18 protein-coding genes are annotated in these 19230 nt (G+C 36.1%); 2 read left to right on the top strand and 16 right to left on the bottom strand.

The genetic code is table 11. From position 1 onward, the window contains the following. Positions 1-2 precede the first annotated feature (2 nt). The gene (locus EGI24_RS03350; RefSeq protein ID WP_255046883.1) at positions 3-1478 is read right to left on the bottom strand and encodes a M28 family peptidase; all 1476 of its coding nucleotides are present in this window, start codon (positions 1476-1478) and stop codon (positions 3-5) included. 182 nt (positions 1479-1660) lie between these two features. Between EGI24_RS03350 and EGI24_RS03345 the strand changes: the two genes are divergently transcribed. Next, on the top strand, positions 1661-3730 hold the full coding sequence (locus EGI24_RS03345) for a S9 family peptidase (protein ID WP_255046882.1): 2070 nt from the start codon (positions 1661-1663) through the stop codon (positions 3728-3730). Positions 3731-3871: 141 nt separating this feature from the next. Further along, positions 3872-5593 (top strand): DUF6089 family protein, encoded by a 1722-nt coding sequence (locus EGI24_RS03340; RefSeq protein WP_255046881.1) that lies wholly within the window; start codon positions 3872-3874, stop codon positions 5591-5593. A 146-nt stretch (positions 5594-5739) separates the two neighbouring features. On the opposite strand, the gene EGI24_RS03335 is transcribed toward EGI24_RS03340, so the two are convergent. From EGI24_RS03335 to EGI24_RS03265, 15 genes are all read right to left on the bottom strand, one after another. Next, on the bottom strand, positions 5740-7197 hold the full coding sequence (locus tag EGI24_RS03335) for a Gfo/Idh/MocA family protein (protein WP_255046880.1): 1458 nt from the start codon (positions 7195-7197) through the stop codon (positions 5740-5742). 116 nt (positions 7198-7313) lie between these two features. Then, positions 7314-8204 carry a sugar phosphate isomerase/epimerase gene (locus EGI24_RS03330; protein ID WP_255046879.1) on the bottom strand — a complete coding sequence of 297 codons (891 nt, stop codon included), beginning with the start codon at positions 8202-8204 and terminating at the stop codon, positions 7314-7316. A gap of 14 nt (positions 8205-8218) precedes the next feature. Continuing rightward, positions 8219-9010 carry an SDR family NAD(P)-dependent oxidoreductase gene (locus tag EGI24_RS03325; RefSeq protein ID WP_255046878.1) on the bottom strand — a complete coding sequence of 264 codons (792 nt, stop codon included), beginning with the start codon at positions 9008-9010 and terminating at the stop codon, positions 8219-8221. 1 nt (position 9011) lies between these two features. Then, complete coding sequence (locus EGI24_RS03320) at positions 9012-10037, bottom strand: zinc-binding dehydrogenase (protein ID WP_255046877.1); 1026 nt, start codon at positions 10035-10037, stop codon at positions 9012-9014. A gap of 13 nt (positions 10038-10050) precedes the next feature. After that, on the bottom strand, positions 10051-10743 hold the full coding sequence (locus EGI24_RS03315; protein ID WP_255046876.1) for an orotidine 5'-phosphate decarboxylase / HUMPS family protein: 693 nt from the start codon (positions 10741-10743) through the stop codon (positions 10051-10053). Positions 10744-11056: 313 nt separating this feature from the next. Next, entirely contained in the window at positions 11057-11332 is a 276-nt protein-coding gene (locus tag EGI24_RS03310; RefSeq protein WP_255046875.1) for a hypothetical protein, read from the bottom strand. Between the two features lies 1 nt (position 11333). Further along, entirely contained in the window at positions 11334-11858 is a 525-nt protein-coding gene (locus EGI24_RS03305; protein ID WP_255046874.1) for a DUF420 domain-containing protein, read from the bottom strand. 2 nt (positions 11859-11860) lie between these two features. After that, positions 11861-12538: an SCO family protein gene (locus tag EGI24_RS03300; protein WP_255046873.1), complete on the bottom strand. Its 678-nt coding sequence runs from the start codon at positions 12536-12538 to the stop codon at positions 11861-11863. Then, positions 12539-12871 carry a cytochrome C oxidase subunit IV family protein gene (locus EGI24_RS03295; protein ID WP_255046871.1) on the bottom strand — a complete coding sequence of 111 codons (333 nt, stop codon included), beginning with the start codon at positions 12869-12871 and terminating at the stop codon, positions 12539-12541. 20 nt (positions 12872-12891) lie between these two features. Beyond that, positions 12892-13653, bottom strand: a complete 762-nt coding sequence (locus EGI24_RS03290) for a cytochrome c oxidase subunit 3 (RefSeq protein ID WP_255046869.1) — start codon at positions 13651-13653, stop codon at positions 12892-12894. An 84-nt stretch (positions 13654-13737) separates the two neighbouring features. After that, a complete protein-coding gene (locus tag EGI24_RS03285) occupies positions 13738-14310 on the bottom strand; it encodes a cytochrome c oxidase subunit 3 (protein ID WP_255046866.1) in 573 nt (190 codons plus the stop codon). After that, positions 14310-15188 carry a heme o synthase gene (gene cyoE, locus EGI24_RS03280; protein WP_255046865.1) on the bottom strand — a complete coding sequence of 293 codons (879 nt, stop codon included), beginning with the start codon at positions 15186-15188 and terminating at the stop codon, positions 14310-14312. The genes EGI24_RS03285 and cyoE overlap by 1 nt, the downstream gene beginning before the upstream one ends. A gap of 2 nt (positions 15189-15190) precedes the next feature. Beyond that, positions 15191-16138: a heme A synthase gene (locus tag EGI24_RS03275; protein ID WP_255046951.1), complete on the bottom strand. Its 948-nt coding sequence runs from the start codon at positions 16136-16138 to the stop codon at positions 15191-15193. Between the two features lie 63 nt (positions 16139-16201). Continuing rightward, entirely contained in the window at positions 16202-18088 is a 1887-nt protein-coding gene (locus tag EGI24_RS03270) for a cbb3-type cytochrome c oxidase subunit I (RefSeq protein ID WP_255046862.1), read from the bottom strand. A gap of 7 nt (positions 18089-18095) precedes the next feature. Next, positions 18096-19229: a cytochrome c oxidase subunit II gene (locus tag EGI24_RS03265; RefSeq protein WP_255046858.1), complete on the bottom strand. Its 1134-nt coding sequence runs from the start codon at positions 19227-19229 to the stop codon at positions 18096-18098. Position 19230 lies beyond the last annotated feature (1 nt).

The raw sequence follows: 19230 nt of genomic DNA, 5'->3' as shown, positions 1-19230 counted from the left end.
ATTTATTGTTCCCAACGCCAATCCTTTCCTATAATTAGCTCTTTTTTTAGATTTTGTTTTGTTAAAAATTCTTTAGTTTCCTCATCAGTTTTATTTTTGGCGGGCAGGTCATCTAAGTTTGCGAGTGCGTAAAGCATCATAGCCGTAAACCGCACATTGTTGTTAATTTGGTCCTTATTAATCAAGTCAAACCTATCGCAGTTGGCATGGTAGCAATTGTAAGCTTTAACTGGAAAATTGCCAGATGGAGAACAAGTAGAAACACCTCTAAGCATAAACGGCTGGTTATCACTGTGCAACCCAGCTGAATTCCTATTTGTGTTTTTATATTCTGGGTCAATTTGCTTTATAATTTCGCCAATTTCATCCATTTTGGTTTTCAAAGCATCATTTCCGCCAGCATTAAAGCCCATGGTGTTGTTCACCATATCGAGGTTCATCATGAGTTTTACATTTTTGAGCTGATTGGTTTCCATATATTTTTTCACCATGTACCTTGAGCCTAACAAGCCTTGTTCTTCGCCCATAAACATGGTAAATTCAATGGTACGTTTGGTCTTTAAATTAAGACTTTTGAAAACTCTCGCAACGTCTAAAATAGTAAAAGAACCAATACCATTATCCATAGCACCAGTTGCCAAATCCCAAGAATCAAGGTGACCTCCGATAACTATTTTCTCATTTTTATATTTTTTTGAAGTGCCAGGCAAAGTAGCAATAACGTTTCTGGCATTTATTGGACGGCTAAAATTTCGCATATCTATTACTGCCAAAATGTTTTTTTCATCTCTTATCCATCTCCTCATACTTTTGCCCGATTCCACTGATACGCAAACCGCTGGAATTGGAATAAGTTCACCTGTGACAGATGCAGTGCCTGTCAACAAAACACCACCTTCAACAGCGTTAGCAATTATTACCCCACTTGCCCCGAACTGAATAGCCAATGCTGTTTTCTCAGAGCGATGAAGATTCTTTTTGCCTTTGTTAGCCTCTGATTGAAGGTTAATGTTAAATAAGGCTATCTTCCCTTTAACTTCTTCTTTGACTTTCTCAAAATCTTCTTCCAAACCATCTCCACAATCTACAATTTTACCAGTTATGTGAGACGACACTGGTGAATGAGCCAATGCAACTACTTCATAATCAACATAGTTGTCGCTTTTTTCTGGCACTAAAGTCAGACTAACTGTATCTCTTGACCATGACTCCACCACAAACGGCTGGTACTTGGTATTTGAAAATCCATATTTTTTGAACAGATTAAATGCATATTCTTCCGCTTTTTTACCGTTGGGGCTACCAGTAAGTCTATGGCCAATGGTAGAAGTTGCATCTCCTAGGGTTTCATAAACTTTACCATTATTTAGAACGTCTTGGTTTATTTTCGAAAAGATAGTTTTCAACTCGCTGTCTTTGATAGTAAAAGCTGTGATTCCTATTGTTAAAAATAGAAATACTAGAAAATAATTTTTCATAATGATTGCCTGTTTATAGGAAGTATAATGGTTTGAAGCTTAGATTTGCTAAGTGTTTAATAAATCAAACCATAAATATAAATATTTTTTTTTATTTCGGTTTTTAAATCTTCAATAGGATGAAAAAAACAATTTTACTCTTTCTAAATTTAATTGCAATAAAAGCAGTAATGGCACAAAAAATGACAACTAACGGATTGGTAGCACCCCTTGCAAAAAAGAAACCTTTCCCCATGACTATTCACAATCACACGCGGATAGATGATTATTATTGGTTAAACAACAGAGAAAACCCGGAAGTAATTGATTATTTAAACGCAGAAAACACCTACACAGAAAAAGTGATGGCTCCTATTGCTAGTCAAAAGGAGAGTCTTTTTGAAGAAATGAAAGCCCGAATAAAAGAAAAAGACGAATCGGTACCGTATAAAGACGGCTCCTACTTTTATTATTCTAAATATGTAGAAGGTGGAGAATACCCAGTTTATTGCAGAAAGCACAAAACACTTGACGCTCCCGAAGAAATAATGCTCGACGGAAACGAAATGGCGAAAGGTAAAACTTATTTTCAAATCGGCGGCTTTGAAGTTTCAGATAACGAAGATATTTTAGCTTATGGAGAGGATACCATCAGCAGAAGAAATTATGTTTTAAAATTTAAAAATCTGAAAACTGGCCAAATATACCCCGAGAGCATAGAGAACACTGAAGGAGGAAGCTATGCGTGGGCTGATGACAATAAGACATTTTTTTATGTAATCCGTGATCAACAAACACTTTTAGGCAATAAAGTTTATAGGCATATTTTAGGCACCGACCCAAAATCAGATGTTTTGGTTTTCGAAGAAAAAAACAATCAATATTACATGGGAATTGGCCGTATGAAATCGAAAAAATACATTGCCATATTCTCCGAACAAAACGGTATAGCAACTGAATATCAACTCATTAAAGCCTCTCAACCTAACGAAAACCCCAAGACTTTTTTGAAAAGAAAAAATGGACTTGAATATTATATAGAACATTTTGAAAACAAATTTTTTATAAGAACAAACCTCGCTAACTCCTACAACTATCAGTTAATGGAAGTAGAAGAAAGCATGGGCGGAAATCCAAAAAACTGGAAGACCAAAATCCCACACAGACCAGATGTTTATTTGGAAGGATTGGAAATTTTCAAAAATCATTTGGTACTTCAAGAAAGAAAAGAAGGCCTTATTCAATTAAGAATCATCCATCAAAAAACAAATGAGGAGCATTTTTTAGATTTTGGCGAACCTACTTATGATGCCTACATAGGCACAAATTCGGAATTTGACACGGAAATACTCAGATTTGGATACAATTCCATGACAACTCCAAACTCCACCTACGACTATGACATGGCTAATAAAACTAAAATTCTAAAAAAAGAACAGGAAGTATTAGGTGGATTTGATAAAACAAATTACAAAACGGAAAGAATATATGCGATTTCGAGAGATGGCGTAAAAGTACCCATATCTATAGTTTATCACAGAAATACCAAGTTGGATGGCACTTCTCCGCTCTTACAATATGCTTATGGATCATACGGTGCCTCCATGGATGCCTCTTTTAGTTCTACAAGATTGAGCTTATTGGATAGAGGGTTTGTTTATGCAATCTGTCATATAAGAGGTGGACAAGAAATGGGTAGACAATGGTATGAAGAAGGTAAAATGTTTAAAAAAATTAACACTTTCAATGACTTTGTTGATTGCTCTAAAATATTAATTGAGAAAAAATACACATCCAAGGATAATCTATTTGCCATGGGCGGTAGTGCTGGTGGCCTTCTGATGGGGGCTATCATTAATCAAGCCCCTGAACTTTATAAAGGCGTAATAGCCGCCGTGCCGTTTGTGGATGTAGTAACCACGATGCTCGATGAATCTATTCCACTTACAACTGGAGAGTTTGAAGAATGGGGCAATCCAAAAAACCAGAAATCTTATGACTATATGCTGTCATATTCCCCCTATGACAATGTTTCAAAAAAAAAATACCCTAACATGCTGGTAACAACAGGATTACATGACAGTCAGGTACAGTATTGGGAACCTGCAAAATGGGTTTCAAAGTTAAGAGATTATAAAACTGATAACAATATTTTGCTCCTTCATACCGACATGACCTCTGGCCATGGAGGTGCCTCAGGAAGGTTTTCGGCACTTAAAAATACAGCGTTGATGTATACCTTTCTCTTGGACTTATCTCAGAAATTGAATTAATACTTTTAATAAACCCACAAAATGTTTTATTTAAATGTATTTTATCATATTTTTGTGTAACAATATGCATTGAATGATTGTGTAACAATATTTTTTGTAGTAAATTCATTCAAATTTTTTTTATAATATTACTTAAATCAAATGAAGAAGGTAACATTTTTAATTTTAGCCCTCTTTGCTTTTGGCTCCATTACAACAAAGGCACAAGATTCTTGTACTGTCTGTAAGCCTTATCCATGGGAAATAGGAATCCCTTTAGGTATAAATCAATACTTCGGTGATATGCACTGCAGTAAACCTTATGCCTCACAAAACAATCTGATGGGTGGATTATTTGTCAGAAGGCACATCAGCGATTATTTCGCAATTAGACCCCAAGTATTAGTAGGTAAACTCGCAGGTAGAGATCTAGACAATCCAGATAAACTTTGGGATTACAGAAGATTAAAGTTTTCTTCTACGCCATTTATTGAAGCCGCTGTTTTAGGTGAGTTCTATCCACTCAAGGAAAGGAAATTTACTTGCGATGGTTTTATGAAGAAAAATCTTTCGCCTTACATCTTTGCTGGAATAGGTGCAACTTACAGTAATCCGACTATTTACCAAGAGCCGGGTGCTCAATTCCCAGTTCTTCAAAGAGATCTGGATGCTGACAGAGCACATACTTCTACTTTTGGCAATCGCATAGCCGCAGTTATTCCTGTAGGTTTGGGTTTGAAATATAATATTGCTAGAAGATTCACAATAGGAGCTGAAGCAGGCTACCGTTTTTCAACTTCTGACTACTTAGATGGTTTAAGTTTAGCAGGAAACGCCGATAGAAAAGACGGTTATTTCTTGGCAAATGTTTTGGGATCTTATAGATTCGGTGACAAAGATACAGACAAAGACGGAGTTGTGGATAAATGCGATGTTTGTGTAAACGAACCAGGTCTTCCGAAATTCCAAGGTTGTCCCGATACTGACGGCGACGGTGTTCCTGACAAAGACGATGAGTGTCCAACTGTTGCTGGCCCAATAGGTCTTAAAGGTTGTCCAGATAGCGATGGAGATGGGATTGCTGACAAAGATGATGCTTGTCCTACAGTTGTAGGTCCAGCCTATCTTAAAGGATGTCCTGATAAAGATTTTGATGGCGTGGCAGATAAAGATGATGCTTGTCCTGATGTAGCTGGTGTAAAAGAACTTAAAGGTTGCCCAGACACCGACGGCGATGGTATTGCAGATAAAGATGATGCATGTCCTAATGCTGCTGGCCCAGCTGCCCTTAATGGCTGTCCAGACAGCGATGGTGATGGTATAGCTGACACAAATGATGATTGTATTAATGTAAAAGGCTTGGCTTCTGCTAATGGCTGTCCAGATAGTGATGGTGACGGTGTGCCTGACAATAAAGATTTATGTCCTTCTATCCCTGGTTTGATGAGTAATCAAGGTTGTCCAGAAGGATATGTAAATGGTGTTGCCCCAATGTTGGGTTACAAATCAGCTAGTGGCTGTATAATTACTTCTAACGAATTGGAGCAATTGAGTTTTGCTGCACAAGGAATAGAATTCTATCCTGGAACAAACAAATTGAAGCCTTCTTCATACAAATCCCTTCAAAGAGTTTGTGATGTATTAGGAAGATGTAAAGATGCCAACCTAACAATCAATACTTATAACGATGGTGGAAGTAGCTCACAGAATGTAAGACTTGCAAAATTGAGAGCTTGTGCGATATACACTTACTTTATGAAGAAGAAATGTGTATCTAAAGCTAGAATGTCTTATGAAGGTTTTGGTGATGAAGATCCTAATGCTTCTTATACCAATGCTACTGGAGCAAAATCAGGTTCAAGAACTGAATTCTTATTGAAATAATTTTCTCTTGAAACATATAAAAAAAAGCGACTTTTGAGTCGCTTTTTTTATGCCCAAATATCCCCTCGAAAAATAAAATCAAGCTAACAAAAAAAGCGTCTTAAATTTCTTCGAGACGCTTTTGATTTTGAAAAATGGTGCTGAAACTATACTTCCCAACCTTTGCGGTAAGTTCTTCCAACAAATTGGTTCGCTTCTTCAAGATTGGTTATTCTTGTATTTTCACCATCCCATAATAATTTTTTACGAGCAAAAAACTCCAATTTCCCTTTACTATCTTCTTTCCTAAGCATATAACTTCTGATGGCCAAATTACCCATGAGTACTGTTTCTGTCATTGGCCCAGCATAATCAAATGAAGATGTTAATGCCAAATGTTCTTTGCTTTTAAAACCCGCTTTACAAGCATCTACCCATAATCTTTGGTGACCATATTCTGACTCCATATCTTTAGGTAAATCTGGCCCTAATTCTCTTGTTCCATCATTCAAGAACAGCTTCGGCATCATAGGTGAGCTATCGTTGATGTTTGTAGTAATTATACCTTTTTCTCCAATTATCATCACACCATTCGCACTATTAGTGCCACCAATATCCTCATTTGCTGGAATAATATCTGGATGAGATGGTCGAATACCGCCATCACTCCAAGTCATTTCTATTTTAGACTTACTTTTGACTGTTTCGCCAAAGTGAAGTGTGATAAATGATGAGGCTGGACAACCCTCAGGATTATAGTCAGCCGTCCACATTTTAGAATATACCGATGCCACACTACATTCTGCATCTGTTGGATATTTCAATCCAAGTGTTCTAAATGGAATATCAATTAAATGGCAGCCTACATCACCTAAAGCTCCTGTGCCATAATCCCACCACCCTCTCCAATTGAATGGATGCATATTAGGCGTATATGGTTTAAAACTAGCTGGGCCCAACCACAAATTCCAATCTAAATCTTTTGGTTTTAAACTATCATCTGGGCTTGGCATAGCATTGCCTTGAGGCCATACAGGACGGTTTGTCCAAATCTGAACTTTGCTAATCTTGCCAAGTTTTCCAGAATCAACCCATTTTTGAACTGTTTTCAAAAGTGGATTAGAAGCTCCTTGATTACCCATTTGGCTGACAATTTTATTGGTTCTAGCCATTTCGGTAAGTAATCTCGCTTCTCTGATGTTATGCGTCATTGGTTTTTGAACATATACATGTTTACCTCTTTCCATCGCATATTTTGCAGCTGGCCCATGAACATGGTCTGGCGTAGAAATGGTAACTGCATCAATGTCTTTCATGGTATCCAACATCTCTCGATAGTCTGCAAAACGTTTTGCATTTGGAAACAACTTTACACTATCTGCTGCCGATCCCGAAAAGTCAACATCACAAAGTGCAGTTACTCTTTCACGACCATTTACTGAGGCATTCTTGATATCGCTCCTACCTTTTCCTCCAGCACCAATAGCTGCGAGATTTAGCTGGTCACTTGGAGAAATAAACCCTATCCCTCCAAGTACATTTCGGGGAACTATAAAAAACGAAGAAGCTATAGCTCCGTTTTTTATAAATGACCTTCTAGAATTTTCTTTTTCTTTTTTGCTCATTTTATTTTAAGATTGAATAAATATTAAATGTTCTGTTTTTTGAATACAATTTACAAAGATTAGTGAGAAATAAAGCTTACAGCTGACTAATACCTGAAATATACTAGACTAAAAATTCAATTTTTGGGCCAATGAATAGCCATCTTGTTTTTTAGAAAAGTAACACTTCTTTCAAGCTGCTCCATTCCTTCTACCCCATCTTCTATACTAATCCAGCCATCGAAACCAACTCTTTTCAGTTCACTAAAAATAGCATCGTAATCGTTTAGGCCTTTACCTATTTCACCATGGCGAAGCCTTTTGGCATACCCGAGCGATCCACCTTCCTCCTTGCGTAAATCCTCGATGGTGCCTTCAATGAGATAACGGTCACTGGCATGCATGGTTACTACTCTGTGCGAAACCCTGTACAAAAGCTCAAGTGGATCCTCCCCTGCCAAAAAAGTATTGCTTGGGTCATAATTTACTCCGAAATTTGGATGATTAATTCTACCTACCAATTCACAAAAAACATCCATTTTTTGGGCAAATTCAGGAAATTCCCAAAAATCGTCTTTGTAGTGATTTTCAATTATTAGTGTGATGCCACAATCGAATGCCAAAGGCAAACATTCTTCTATACAGTCTACTGCGTATTGAATACCTTCCTCAATACTAAGTTCTGGCCTTCGCTGCCCTGATAACACCCTGCAGTACTTTCCACCAAGTATCTGGCACATCCTTATCCAGTTTTTTTGTTTCTCTACTTCTTTTTGCCTGAATGCAAGGTCTGGATGAGTAAAATCAGGCGAACAACAGAGCATAGGGATTTGTTTACCTTTTTCGGCCACCTCATCCTTAAACTTTTGCCAATTATTGACATCCTGCATTTCTATAAAGCCAGCATACCACTCCAAACCTTCAATATCCAACTTTGAAGCAAGATCTATCCACTCTGACACCTTCATCGTACCAGTTTTACATAATTCTTGCATAAAAGCTTTAGGAAATGCGGCTAACTTGGGCATTATTTAAATCGTATTTACTTAGTGATAATTATATCTTTTGGCATATTTCGACCAATTATAGGAAACTGCTCCATATCATAGACCTGACTACTAATGGGGCCACACTGATCACTCAAAAGGAATGCTGCCATGTTTGCAATCTCCTCAGGTTTAAATATTCGGCCGGCTGGAGCAAAATAATCTGAAATATCTTCATACCAATTTGGCTTCATACCTTGTTCTTTTTTATTCAGTTTTTCTTTCTCTGTTAACACCCAGCCTGGGTTTATCTGATTCACTCTAATACCTTTTTGGCGAAAAAGTGAGTCCCCGAGATTCCTAGTTAAAGTCATTAAAGCTCCTTTGGAAACACTATAAGCCAATAAATGTGGTTCTCCTCCCCAAGCGTTAATGGAGCCAATATTGAGCACATTACCTTTAGTTTTTGAAAGTTCATCGGTAGCGGCTTGAATTATTGAAAAGGGAGCAATGGTGTTTACGCTTAGCATTTTTTGAAAGAATGTCCTATCTGTATCATCAATATTTGAGGTGGCAATAAATGCTGCATTATTTACTACTGCATCCAATTTTCCAAATGACTTAATAGAAAAATCAACCAACTTTTTTGGGGTTTCTTCTAAAGTAATGTCCGCTATAAACAATGTGGCATTTTTTGGACCTAATTTTTCTATTAATTCAAGTCCTATATTTTCCTCCAAACCGTTGATAACCACTTTGGCACCCTCTTCAACGCATCTTGTGGCAATAGATTTGCCTATTCCAGTACAAGCTCCTGTTATAATTATAACTTTATCTTTTAATTGCATTTTAAACTGGTTTTAAAACGCTCTTTACTACTTTACCTGAATGCATTTGTTCAAAGGCCTCTTTCCAATCTGTTATGGCCCAAACACCACCAATAATAGGTTTGACATCTAATTGATTGCTTGTCATTAATGCAATAACCTTTTCCCATATTGGCCAATTATGGCTAAAACTACCCTGTAGCCTTACATTTTTTTGCACCAATTGATCCAAAGAGAATCCTAGCGGTTGAGGACCCCAACCTACTTTTGTTATTTGTCCATTTGGTCTCACTAAATCTAAGGCCATTTTTAGTGTAATACTTGCCCCAGCGGCATCAATAATGGTATCGGCTCCCAGTCCATCTTGTCTAAACGCCCACTCTGAAGCGTCTCCAATGATTCCTTCACAACCATATATTTTCGCAATTTCAAGTCTTGACCTATCGTTTTCTAAGCCAACAACGGCCACTTGAGCCCCACATAAACGAGCCATTGCAGCACACAAAATCCCTATTGTTCCGGGTCCCAAAACGATTACCCTATCTCCTGGTCGAATATTTGAATTCACAACTACTGCATTATAAGCAACCGAACATGGTTCTGTTAGGCAAGCTTGCTCAAAGGATAAATTGTTTGGCACTTTGTGCAAACACCTTGAAGGAACTTTGACATAACGGGTCATTGCACCGTCAACTCCATATCCAAAACCTTTACGACTGGGATCAAGATTATAAAGCCCTTGTCTTGACATCGGACTAAACGGATTTATAATTGCTGCAGTTTCACTAACAACGCGGTCTCCCTCTTGCCAAGACTTCACGTTTTTACCAAGCTCTACAATGTTACCACCAAATTCGTGTCCTAAAACAACAGGATAATTTACAGGCCAACTGTGGTCAGAAGTCCACTGATGTAAATCGCTGCCACAAACACCTACATTGACTACTTCTAACAAAATATCGTCGTCTCCAATGACTGGCTTTTCTATTTCACGTATTTCAACACTTCCCTTTTCTTTAGAAAAATTAACTACTGCAGCATTTTTCATATTAGATTTTATTTTAAATATCTCCGTAGGCATGAATTTTCTCACAAATAAGTCTCAGCGAACTTTCTAAATCTCCGCCTGCAGTTTTGAAAGAATCAGCATCTATGGTAAGTGGGGCTCCCAAAACCACCAAAGGGGCACCGTAAGATGGACACTGAATGGCCTGTTCTAAACTTAGTCCGCCAACGGCCTGAACAGGCACTTTTACTGCATTCACAACTTCCCTAAGTTGATCCATTGGGCTGGGCATTCTGTGTCCTTGAGCAGCAATTCCCCTCCTTTCATCATATCCAATGTGGTGGATTACGAAATCACAGCCTAAATCTTCCAGCCATTTCGCACCTGCAACCATGTCTGGACAGCCTAAATTATCTCCCATAACCTTAATCCCATAATCTTTTCCTGCTTGAACGACAACCTTAATGGTTTCTTCATGAGCACGAGCCATTACAACTACGTGTGTAGCACCAGCTTTAGCCATCATTTCGGCTTCTAGATAGCCTCCATCCATGGTTTTTAAATCTGCAACAATTGGAATTTTGGGGAAAGCTTCACGGAGTTTTCTAACACCATGCAATCCTTCAGCTAAGATAAGAGGTGTTCCAGCTTCTAGCCAATCAACACCAGCTCTTATAGCCATTTCTGCAGTCTCAAGTGCCTCGTCAATATTGGTAAGGTCAAGTGAAATTTGAACTATTGGTTTCACAGAAAAATTTTAAAGGTTGAATAAATATCTTTTCTGTAAAATCCCAATAATTAAACGTACCATTAATTATTGTGGCAATTAATTAAGAAATCGAACCGTACAATTTCTTCTTTAATAAATACAAAAAAAAGACCTCTAAAATTAATAATATTTTTTAATAATTATTGAAAAATATTTAAATAGAACAAAATAAAAGGGGAAAATTAGAAAACCTACATTTAGGTTCTGTGTATAAAAAATAAAACCAAACTAAAATTTGATGAATTTAGAAAACAAGCATACTGCAGAAAACTTAAAAGAGCTAAAATTGTCCTTAATTTTTGTAAATCTCTGACAAACGTTTATCGAGCTCTTGACGCTCTTTCAATTCCTTTTTTCCAACTTTAAACCAAAGAAAAATTATAGCCCCGACTAGTAAGTAGGGAGCCGAGAGCAAATACAATATACCGAAATTCAATCCCGTACCGATAGTGCCTCTTCCCTCACTAAGGTTGCTTTCTACAGTAGCCCTACACATTGCACACTGGGAGAAACCATCTATTGATAGAAAAGAAAGAATAATTACGGTTAATAAAAATGCTTTTTTCATTTTAGAAGGTATAATAGGGTGAAATCATAATATAAGCTATAACTCCAGTAATAGAAACATAAAGCCAAATCGGAAAAGCAATTTTTACAACTTTCCTATGCTCCAAATCCATTCTATTCCAACCAAAATAATATGCCCTTAGCACAAAAGGTAAAACAATCAGTGAAGCACCTATATGCGTAATTAAGTTGAAATAATAAAAATACCTTATGGTTCCTTGTCCGCCAAAAGGTGTAGATGTATTGCTAATATGATATAACACGTAAAAAACCAGAAACAAACCCCCCAGTCCAAATGCCAAGGACATCATGGTTTTATGAGCACCGATTCTTTTACTTTTTATAAAAACAAGACCTAGAACCAAGAAAACCGCTGTAGTAGAATTAATAATTGCATTAATAAACGGCAAATTTTGCGTCCATGACCCTAAATCCAACTTTGTTCTTAAACCTAACAAAACAGCAACAACAACAGGAATAACTACTGAAATTATATTAATCGTACTGAATAAACTTTTCTTTTTCACCTCTACTTATCTTTTAATAAAACTTTAATTTCCACTACTAATCTTTCAATTTCAGATTTGTTTGTGCCTTCGTATATACCTCGAATATGCCCAAATTTATCTATCAATAATAACTTGTCGGAGTGAATAAAAGTTTGGTCAATATCTACAATATTTTTGTCATAGTCTGATGCATCTGAAACTGGAAGCTTAAATCCTTTAATTGCCAAATCATAAATATACTTTTTATCACCAGTCAAAAATACCCAGTTCTCATAATTAGCTCCCAATTCAAGTGCGTATTTATTCAATACTTGGGGAGTATCGAATAAGGGGTCAACTGTCAAAGAAAGAATTCTAATTAAACTGTCAGATTTGAAGTTTTCAGCTACTCTTAGTAGGTTTTTGTTGGTGATGGGGCATATAGTGCCACATCTACTAAAAAAGAAGCTCACTACAGATATCTCGCCTTTTTTATAGGAGTAAACTTCACCATTTTTGTCCTTTAATTGAAAATCAGGTGCCTTAATGAATACTGTGTCACCTTTAACAACCTTTACTTCGCCAGAAGCATCCAGTTCTGGAAAATAATGCGGCAAATCGAATTTGTTTTCTCCGAAAAACTTCAAAAAAAGAAAAACAAAAACCGGAACACCCAAAACAATAAGGAGTATTCCGGTCTTAATATATTTTTTTAACATTTATCTTACACTACCAATGTATCCACCTTCAAAATATACCAAAGCTGCTAAAAGCCATACAACAAATACCACTGGTATGACTATTGTCCAAATCATAGACTTCACTTCATGACGTAGGTGCATAAAGTTTCCTACTATATAGAATGATTTAACAAAAGTCAAAAGAATAAATAAAGTAATCTTAAGCCATTTACCAAAATTGTTGTCTGAACTAATTTGAAATGCAATGATAAATTCTACTGCTGTTATCGCTAAAAGAATCCAGAATACTTTCCACAACTCCTTTGTTTGTGGTTTTTGTTTTTCTGTTGAGTTTTCTACTGAATGTCCCATCTTAAATATCTTTTAAAAATTTAAACCAAATAAAAAAACGTAAATACAAACACCCAAACCAAGTCTACAAAGTGCCAATATAAACCTACCTTCTCTACCATTTCATAATGTCCTCGTTTCTCATAGACGCCATTAGAAGCATTATAGAAAATTATTATATTCAAAACTACACCCGAAAGTACGTGTGTTCCATGGAAACCAGTAATGAAGAAGAAAAAGTCTGCAAAAGCAGCTGGTCCATATTCATTTTGCACCAAATTTGCCCCGAAAACCTTTGCACCATTTGCTAAAATAGATCCCTCTTCAGATCCATGTATAAAGTGAGCCCACTCCCAAGCCTGAGAACCAAGAAATGTAAATCCACCTAATATTGTCCATAGCATCCACTTCTCAACGTCAGCTTTGTCTCTTCTATGGCCAGCTTCTACAGCCAATACCATTGTAACAGAACTAAATATCAAAATAAAAGTCATCAAACCAACGAATACCAGCGGAAGAGAAATACCATGTAAAAATGGTACAGCTTCAAAAACCTTTTCTGGAATTGGCCAGTATTGCTGAGACAATTCAAAAGTTTTGTAGGTCATGTCGGGAATGACATCTTTAAAAGTAGGAAAACTGAACCTAACTAAGCCATAAGAGATAAGTAATGCCGAAAAAGTAAACGTGTCGGATAATAAGAATATCCACATCATTAATTTTCCATAGCCAACTTTCATTGGTTGAGTACCACCTTGCCATGTAAGATGATCAGGATTCAGAGGAGCCTTCGCAACAGCCATAAAAACAAATTAGTTTAAATTATCGAACAAATTTAAAAAATGATTTCGTAAAAGTCTTATAAAAATTGAATCTGCTTGAAATTTTTATCTAAAAAAGATTAGAAACAATAACAAATAGACCCAGAGAACATCCAAAAAATGCCAGTACGTTGCACAAACCTCTATTCTGATTAAGTTCTTAGAATGAATACTCATTTTAAAAGCAGAAAGAAAAGAGAAAAATAGCACAACCAAACCAGTTATTAAGTGAAAACCATGCAAACCAGTAAGTATGTAATAAAAAGATTCAGCGGGATTACCCTTTAGAAAGACACCTTCCTTCTGTAAAATAGTCCAACCGATATATTGCATAACCAAAAATATTAAGCCCGCCACAAAGGTAAAAGAAATGTATAATTTCAATTTTCCAAAGTTATCTTTTTGAGCAGCTTTGAAACCTAAGTGCATAAATATGCTACTGATCAACAAAACAGCGGTACTGTAATAAAATATTGATGGGATTTCAAATTCTGTCCAATTTCCCTCAGCTCTTCTTACCAAATATGCACTGGTAAAAGCGGCAAAAAACATAATTATAGTAATAATAAATAGCCAAACAATAAACTTCCATTTATTTACTGTTAATATTGGCTTAGAAATTTCTATACTTTTACCCATTAGAATTTATTCATTAAATATGCAATTTGAACAATCGGAAGGTACAAAAAAGAGCCGAACATTAATCCCATGGCAGCCTTTTTACTTCTTTCTTTCATCAAATAAAGCGTTTGAGCTAAAAACAATATCCCACAAAGTAGTGCAATAACCGCAGAATCAATTTTAGTCATCTGTAAGTAATAAGGCACCCAACACAAAGGCAACAAAAACAAGGTATAAATTACAATCTGTATGGCTGAATTTAAGTCTTTTCCGCCCTTTGATGGTAATAATTTAAATCCCGCCTTTTTATAATCATCGTCCAAAACCCAGGCAATAGCCCAAAAATGAGGAAATTGCCAAAAAAATTGTATAGCAAATAATATTCCAGGTTCCAATCCAAAATGTCCCGAAGCTGCTACCCAACCAATCATAGGTGGAAACGCCCCAGGCAGAGCACCAACTGCAACAGCAATTGGCCCAACTCTCTTCAAAGGTGTATAAACAAAGCCATAAAGAATCAAAGACAATAAAGCCAATGAGGCAGCAGAAACATTATATTTAAAAACCAAAATAGAAAGTCCCAAGATGCCCATAATGAAACCAAAAACACTAGCTTCTGCTATACTGAGTCTACCAGATGGCAATGGTCTATTAACAGTTCTAGACATGAGCTTGTCCAATTCAATTTCCTTGATTTGATTGATAATATTGGCAGAAGCAGTGATGCAAAAAGCTGCAAATCCAAAAATCAATAATTCAACAAAATTCAAATCATTAGCATACAAACTATAACCAAAACAGCTTGAAAAAACCACAGTTATGGATAACCTAAACTTAGTCAAGTCAAAGTAAGCTCTGGATTTTTTACCAAATGATATTTTAAAAATACTGTCCATATCTACGCAATTTGAGGTTTAGTTAAAAATAAAATCACAAACTGAAACGTCAAAATAATAACACCTAAAGTTAAATGCAAAGGTTGTGCGAAAGCTGGAAAACCAAAATATCTCAAAATAACCCCAGTTAGAATACTCAAAACAATGAAAAATGATGTAAAATTGGCAAAAGATAAAATTGGTTTACCTAAAAACCGAGATCTTATTTTTAAATTAATAAAGACATGTAAAAATAGAATTATTAGGCCCAGCAATGCATGAAAATTCACCTTACCGATAACAGAATCAATCCATAAATGTCGACTACCATAACCCAAGGATTGCTGTGCCAAATCAATTCCTTCTCTAATTTGGGTGCCGAATACAATTTGGCCAATACTTAGTAATATGGCAATAATTATCAAAAAGCGTATATCCTGCGTATTGTTTAAAGTACTTATAAAGCCTTCAATAAAATAGGTTTTCAAAATTGCCAAAACCAAAACTCCCAAAATTGCTATAGCACCAAACATGTGTACTGTTATCATACCAGGCTTTAATTCAGAAGAAACCACTTTAGCTCCTAACCAACCCTCAAAAAGTACTAATACAAAAGCCGCTAAACTGAGAAAAAAGATAGAACGTTGTAATTTATAATAAGCCTTGTATGAAAAAATTAAGGTTAAAAAAATAAAGAACCCTACAAGAACACCTAAAAGACGATTCACATATTCAATCCACGTCTTGACAACATTAAATTCTACTTCCCCTTTAAGCTTAGCTCCAAAAATCTCTTGATAATTAACTGGCAATTGGTTGATAGAAGTAGGTGGAATCCACATTCCAAAACACTTTGGCCAATCAGGGCAACCCATTCCTGCACCTGAAGCTCTTACAAAGCCACCAACAAATATTAAACCAATAACGGATAATATTGTCAATACACCAAATTTTCTAAATAATTGAACCACTTTATGCAAAAAAAGTACAATGGGGAAACCTTCCTCATTGTACTTCATTAAAAAAATTTAATATTAATCGTGTATAGAAGTATCGAACTTTATGCTGTTGATTTCCTTTTCTTTCTCTATCAATTCATTCTCCTCTGGCAAATTAGATTCAGGAGTTGCAGAAAAAGGAACATTTTGAGGAATGAAATCATCAGGTGCACCAGGCTTAGAATAATCATAAGGCCATCTGTAAACAGTTGGAATCTCACCAGGCCAGTTTCCATGTCCTGGATTAATAGGTGTAGTCCACTCTAAAGTATTAGATTTCCATGGGTTGGCAGTTGCTTTCTTGCCCCAGAAAATTGAATACACAAAATTGAAAATAAATACTATCTGAGCAAAAACAGTTATGATTGCAGCAATGGTAATAAAAGCATTCAAATCCATGTAGGTATTAAATGTTTCAAAACCTGACCATTGGTAATATCTTCTAGGAAAACCAGCAATACCGATGTAATGCATTGGGAAAAACACCAAGTAAACGCCAATGAATGTTATCCAAAAGTGAACATAACCCATCGCATTGTTCATCATCCTTCCAAACATTTTAGGAAACCAATGATAAACACCAGCTAACATACCGAATATCGCAGCAGAACCCATAACTAAGTGAAAGTGAGCCACTACAAAATAAGTATCATGCAATTGAATATCCAAGGCTGAATTTCCAAGAATGATACCCGTTAATCCACCAGATATAAAGAATGATACCAAGCCAATTGCAAACAACATAGCAGGTGTAAATATGATGTTACCTTTCCACAATGTTGTAATATAGTTGAAGCCCTTAACTGCAGATGGAACTGCAATAATCAAGGTCAATAACATAAATACTGATCCTAAGAAAGGATTCATACCTGTTACAAACATGTGGTGAGCCCAAACAATAAATGCTAGAAACATTATACCAGCCATAGAGAATATCATGGCTTTGTATCCAAATATCGGCTTTCTAGAGTTTGTTGCAATGATTTCTGAAGTTAAACCCAACGCAGGTAGGATTACAATATAAACCTCTGGATGACCTAAGAACCAAAATAAATGTTGGAACAAAATAGGACTACCACCCTGATTAGGAAGAGCTTGACCATTAATGTAGATATCAGACAAATAAAAACTTGTACCAAAACTTCTATCAAAAATCAACAATAAAGCCGCTGATAATAATACCGGGAACGATAAAATACCCAATACAGCTGTGAATGTGAACGCCCAAATGGTCAATGGCAGCTTGTCCATTGACATACCTTTAGTTCTAAGGTTAATAACCGTTGTTACGTAGTTAATACCACCTAATAAACTTGAAACAATAAATAGTGCCATTGAAACAAGCCAAAGCGTCATGCCATCTCCTGACCCTGGATTTGCCTCTTTCAAAGCACTCAATGGTGGGTAAATAACCCAACTACCACCTGCAGGACCAGTTTTTATAAACAATGAAACAAACATGATTACACTCGAGATAAAGAATATCCAATAAGAGAGCATATTCATAAATCCTGAAGCCATATCACGGGCACCAATCTGAAGAGGAATAAGAAAATTAGAGAATGTTCCACTAAGACCAGCTGTAAGTACAAAAAATACCATAATAGTACCGTGCATAGTAACTAAAGCCAGATAAAAATTTGGGTCTAACTTGCCTAAGCCTTTGTCATCAAGACTAATCCAGTCACCTAGAAAAGGTTTCATCCAAGCCATATCCATATCTGGAAAACCTAACTGTAAACGAAAAACCAACGACATGAAAGCTCCAAGAAGAGCCCAAACAATACCAGATATCAAATATTGCTTAGCGATAACCTTGTGATCTTCAGAAAAAATATACTTTCTGATAAATCCCAATTCATGATGTTCTTCGTGAGCATGCTCACTATGTTCGTGTACTTCTACTTGAGAAACAGCTGACATATTTTATTTATTTTAAAACTTTACTTGAATTTCCTAATACTCTACTTGCAACAACTTCAGGAACAACCTCCACAGCAGGTTCATCTGAAGCAACGTATTTCTGAGCTTTGGCTTTTAAATTGTCAGGAACCTTATTTAGCAAATCAGGATTCTCAGTCAACAAAGGCTTCTGGCTTTTCTTCCACTTTTCATAATCAGCAGGCTCATCAACTACCAAAAGCAGTTTCATACCAAAATGCGATCTTCCACATATCTCGGTACATGCTATTTCATAATTGAACTCAGGTTTACCAAGTTCTGCTCGCATATCAGCAGTAGATTTATCAGCAACAAACCAAAACTTGGTAGGCATTCCAGGTACGGCATCCATTTTCACCCTCATATGAGGAATAAACACACTGTGCAATACATCACGAGCTCTTATTTTTAATAAAACTGGTTTACCTTTTGGAATGTGCATCTCACTTGCATTAGAAAAATCATCAAACGAATTTGGATCAGAGAAATCTACTCCCATCGGATTTCCACCAGCGTCATCCATTAGTTTGTAATTATACTTACCAAATTGATTATCATCTACACCAGCATATCTTACTGTCCATCCAAATTGCTTACCCATTATATCAATTTGCTCTGCATTTGCGGGAGCCTCAGATGTAATTTTAGTCCAAACTCTTAATCCTGAGAACACCAAACCAGCCATTACAATAGCTGGAACTGTCGTCCAGATAATCTCTAAATTGTTATTGTGCGTATAGAATGTAACCTTTCTATTTTTGTTGTGACGATATAAGTAACTAAACAAAAACAAAAATGTATTAACAATGAAGAAACCTATCATTATAACAATCATAGATACCCAAAACCAGTAATCAGTTTCTTTTCCATGAACAGAAGAGGCCTCTGGCAAAAAATCTTTTTTGTAAACAATAAAAGACCAAATAATGCCTACGATACTGATAATCCAAAAAGCAAACAATCCAACTCCATTAGCGGAATTAAATTTGTCAGGAGCTCCCAAGTACTCAGATTCTTCTACCTCCGATTTGGTTAATCCTTTTAATATAGCCTGTGTTTTTGAAACAACCATGAAGGTTAAAACAATAAACAGTATCGAAAGAATAGCTATTAATAAAGTCATT

The organism is Lacihabitans sp. CS3-21 (genome assembly GCF_024343675.1).
Classification (GTDB): domain Bacteria; phylum Bacteroidota; class Bacteroidia; order Cytophagales; family Spirosomataceae; genus Leadbetterella.
This window is presented reverse-complemented; position numbering and strand designations above follow the sequence as displayed.

What these genes read in the sequence shown, in the direction of transcription:
- EGI24_RS03350 (WP_255046883.1), bottom strand. Translation starts at nt 1,478, where the DNA reads ATGAAAAATTATTTTCTAGTATTTCTATTTTTAACAATAGGAATCACA.
- EGI24_RS03345 (WP_255046882.1), top strand. Translation starts at nt 1,661, where the DNA reads ATGACAACTAACGGATTGGTAGCACCCCTTGCAAAAAAGAAACCTTTC.
- EGI24_RS03340 (WP_255046881.1), top strand. Translation starts at nt 3,872, where the DNA reads ATGAAGAAGGTAACATTTTTAATTTTAGCCCTCTTTGCTTTTGGCTCC.
- EGI24_RS03335 (WP_255046880.1), bottom strand. Translation starts at nt 7,197, where the DNA reads ATGAGCAAAAAAGAAAAAGAAAATTCTAGAAGGTCATTTATAAAAAAC.
- EGI24_RS03330 (WP_255046879.1), bottom strand. Translation starts at nt 8,204, where the DNA reads ATGCCCAAGTTAGCCGCATTTCCTAAAGCTTTTATGCAAGAATTATGT.
- EGI24_RS03325 (WP_255046878.1), bottom strand. Translation starts at nt 9,010, where the DNA reads ATGCAATTAAAAGATAAAGTTATAATTATAACAGGAGCTTGTACTGGA.
- EGI24_RS03320 (WP_255046877.1), bottom strand. Translation starts at nt 10,037, where the DNA reads ATGAAAAATGCTGCAGTAGTTAATTTTTCTAAAGAAAAGGGAAGTGTT.
- EGI24_RS03310 (WP_255046875.1), bottom strand. Translation starts at nt 11,332, where the DNA reads ATGAAAAAAGCATTTTTATTAACCGTAATTATTCTTTCTTTTCTATCA.
- EGI24_RS03300 (WP_255046873.1), bottom strand. Translation starts at nt 12,538, where the DNA reads ATGTTAAAAAAATATATTAAGACCGGAATACTCCTTATTGTTTTGGGT.
- EGI24_RS03295 (WP_255046871.1), bottom strand. Translation starts at nt 12,871, where the DNA reads ATGGGACATTCAGTAGAAAACTCAACAGAAAAACAAAAACCACAAACA.
- EGI24_RS03290 (WP_255046869.1), bottom strand. Translation starts at nt 13,653, where the DNA reads ATGGCTGTTGCGAAGGCTCCTCTGAATCCTGATCATCTTACATGGCAA.
- EGI24_RS03285 (WP_255046866.1), bottom strand. Translation starts at nt 14,310, where the DNA reads ATGGGTAAAAGTATAGAAATTTCTAAGCCAATATTAACAGTAAATAAA.
- cyoE (WP_255046865.1), bottom strand. Translation starts at nt 15,188, where the DNA reads ATGGACAGTATTTTTAAAATATCATTTGGTAAAAAATCCAGAGCTTAC.
- EGI24_RS03270 (WP_255046862.1), bottom strand. Translation starts at nt 18,088, where the DNA reads ATGTCAGCTGTTTCTCAAGTAGAAGTACACGAACATAGTGAGCATGCT.
- EGI24_RS03265 (WP_255046858.1), bottom strand. Translation starts at nt 19,229, where the DNA reads ATGACTTTATTAATAGCTATTCTTTCGATACTGTTTATTGTTTTAACC.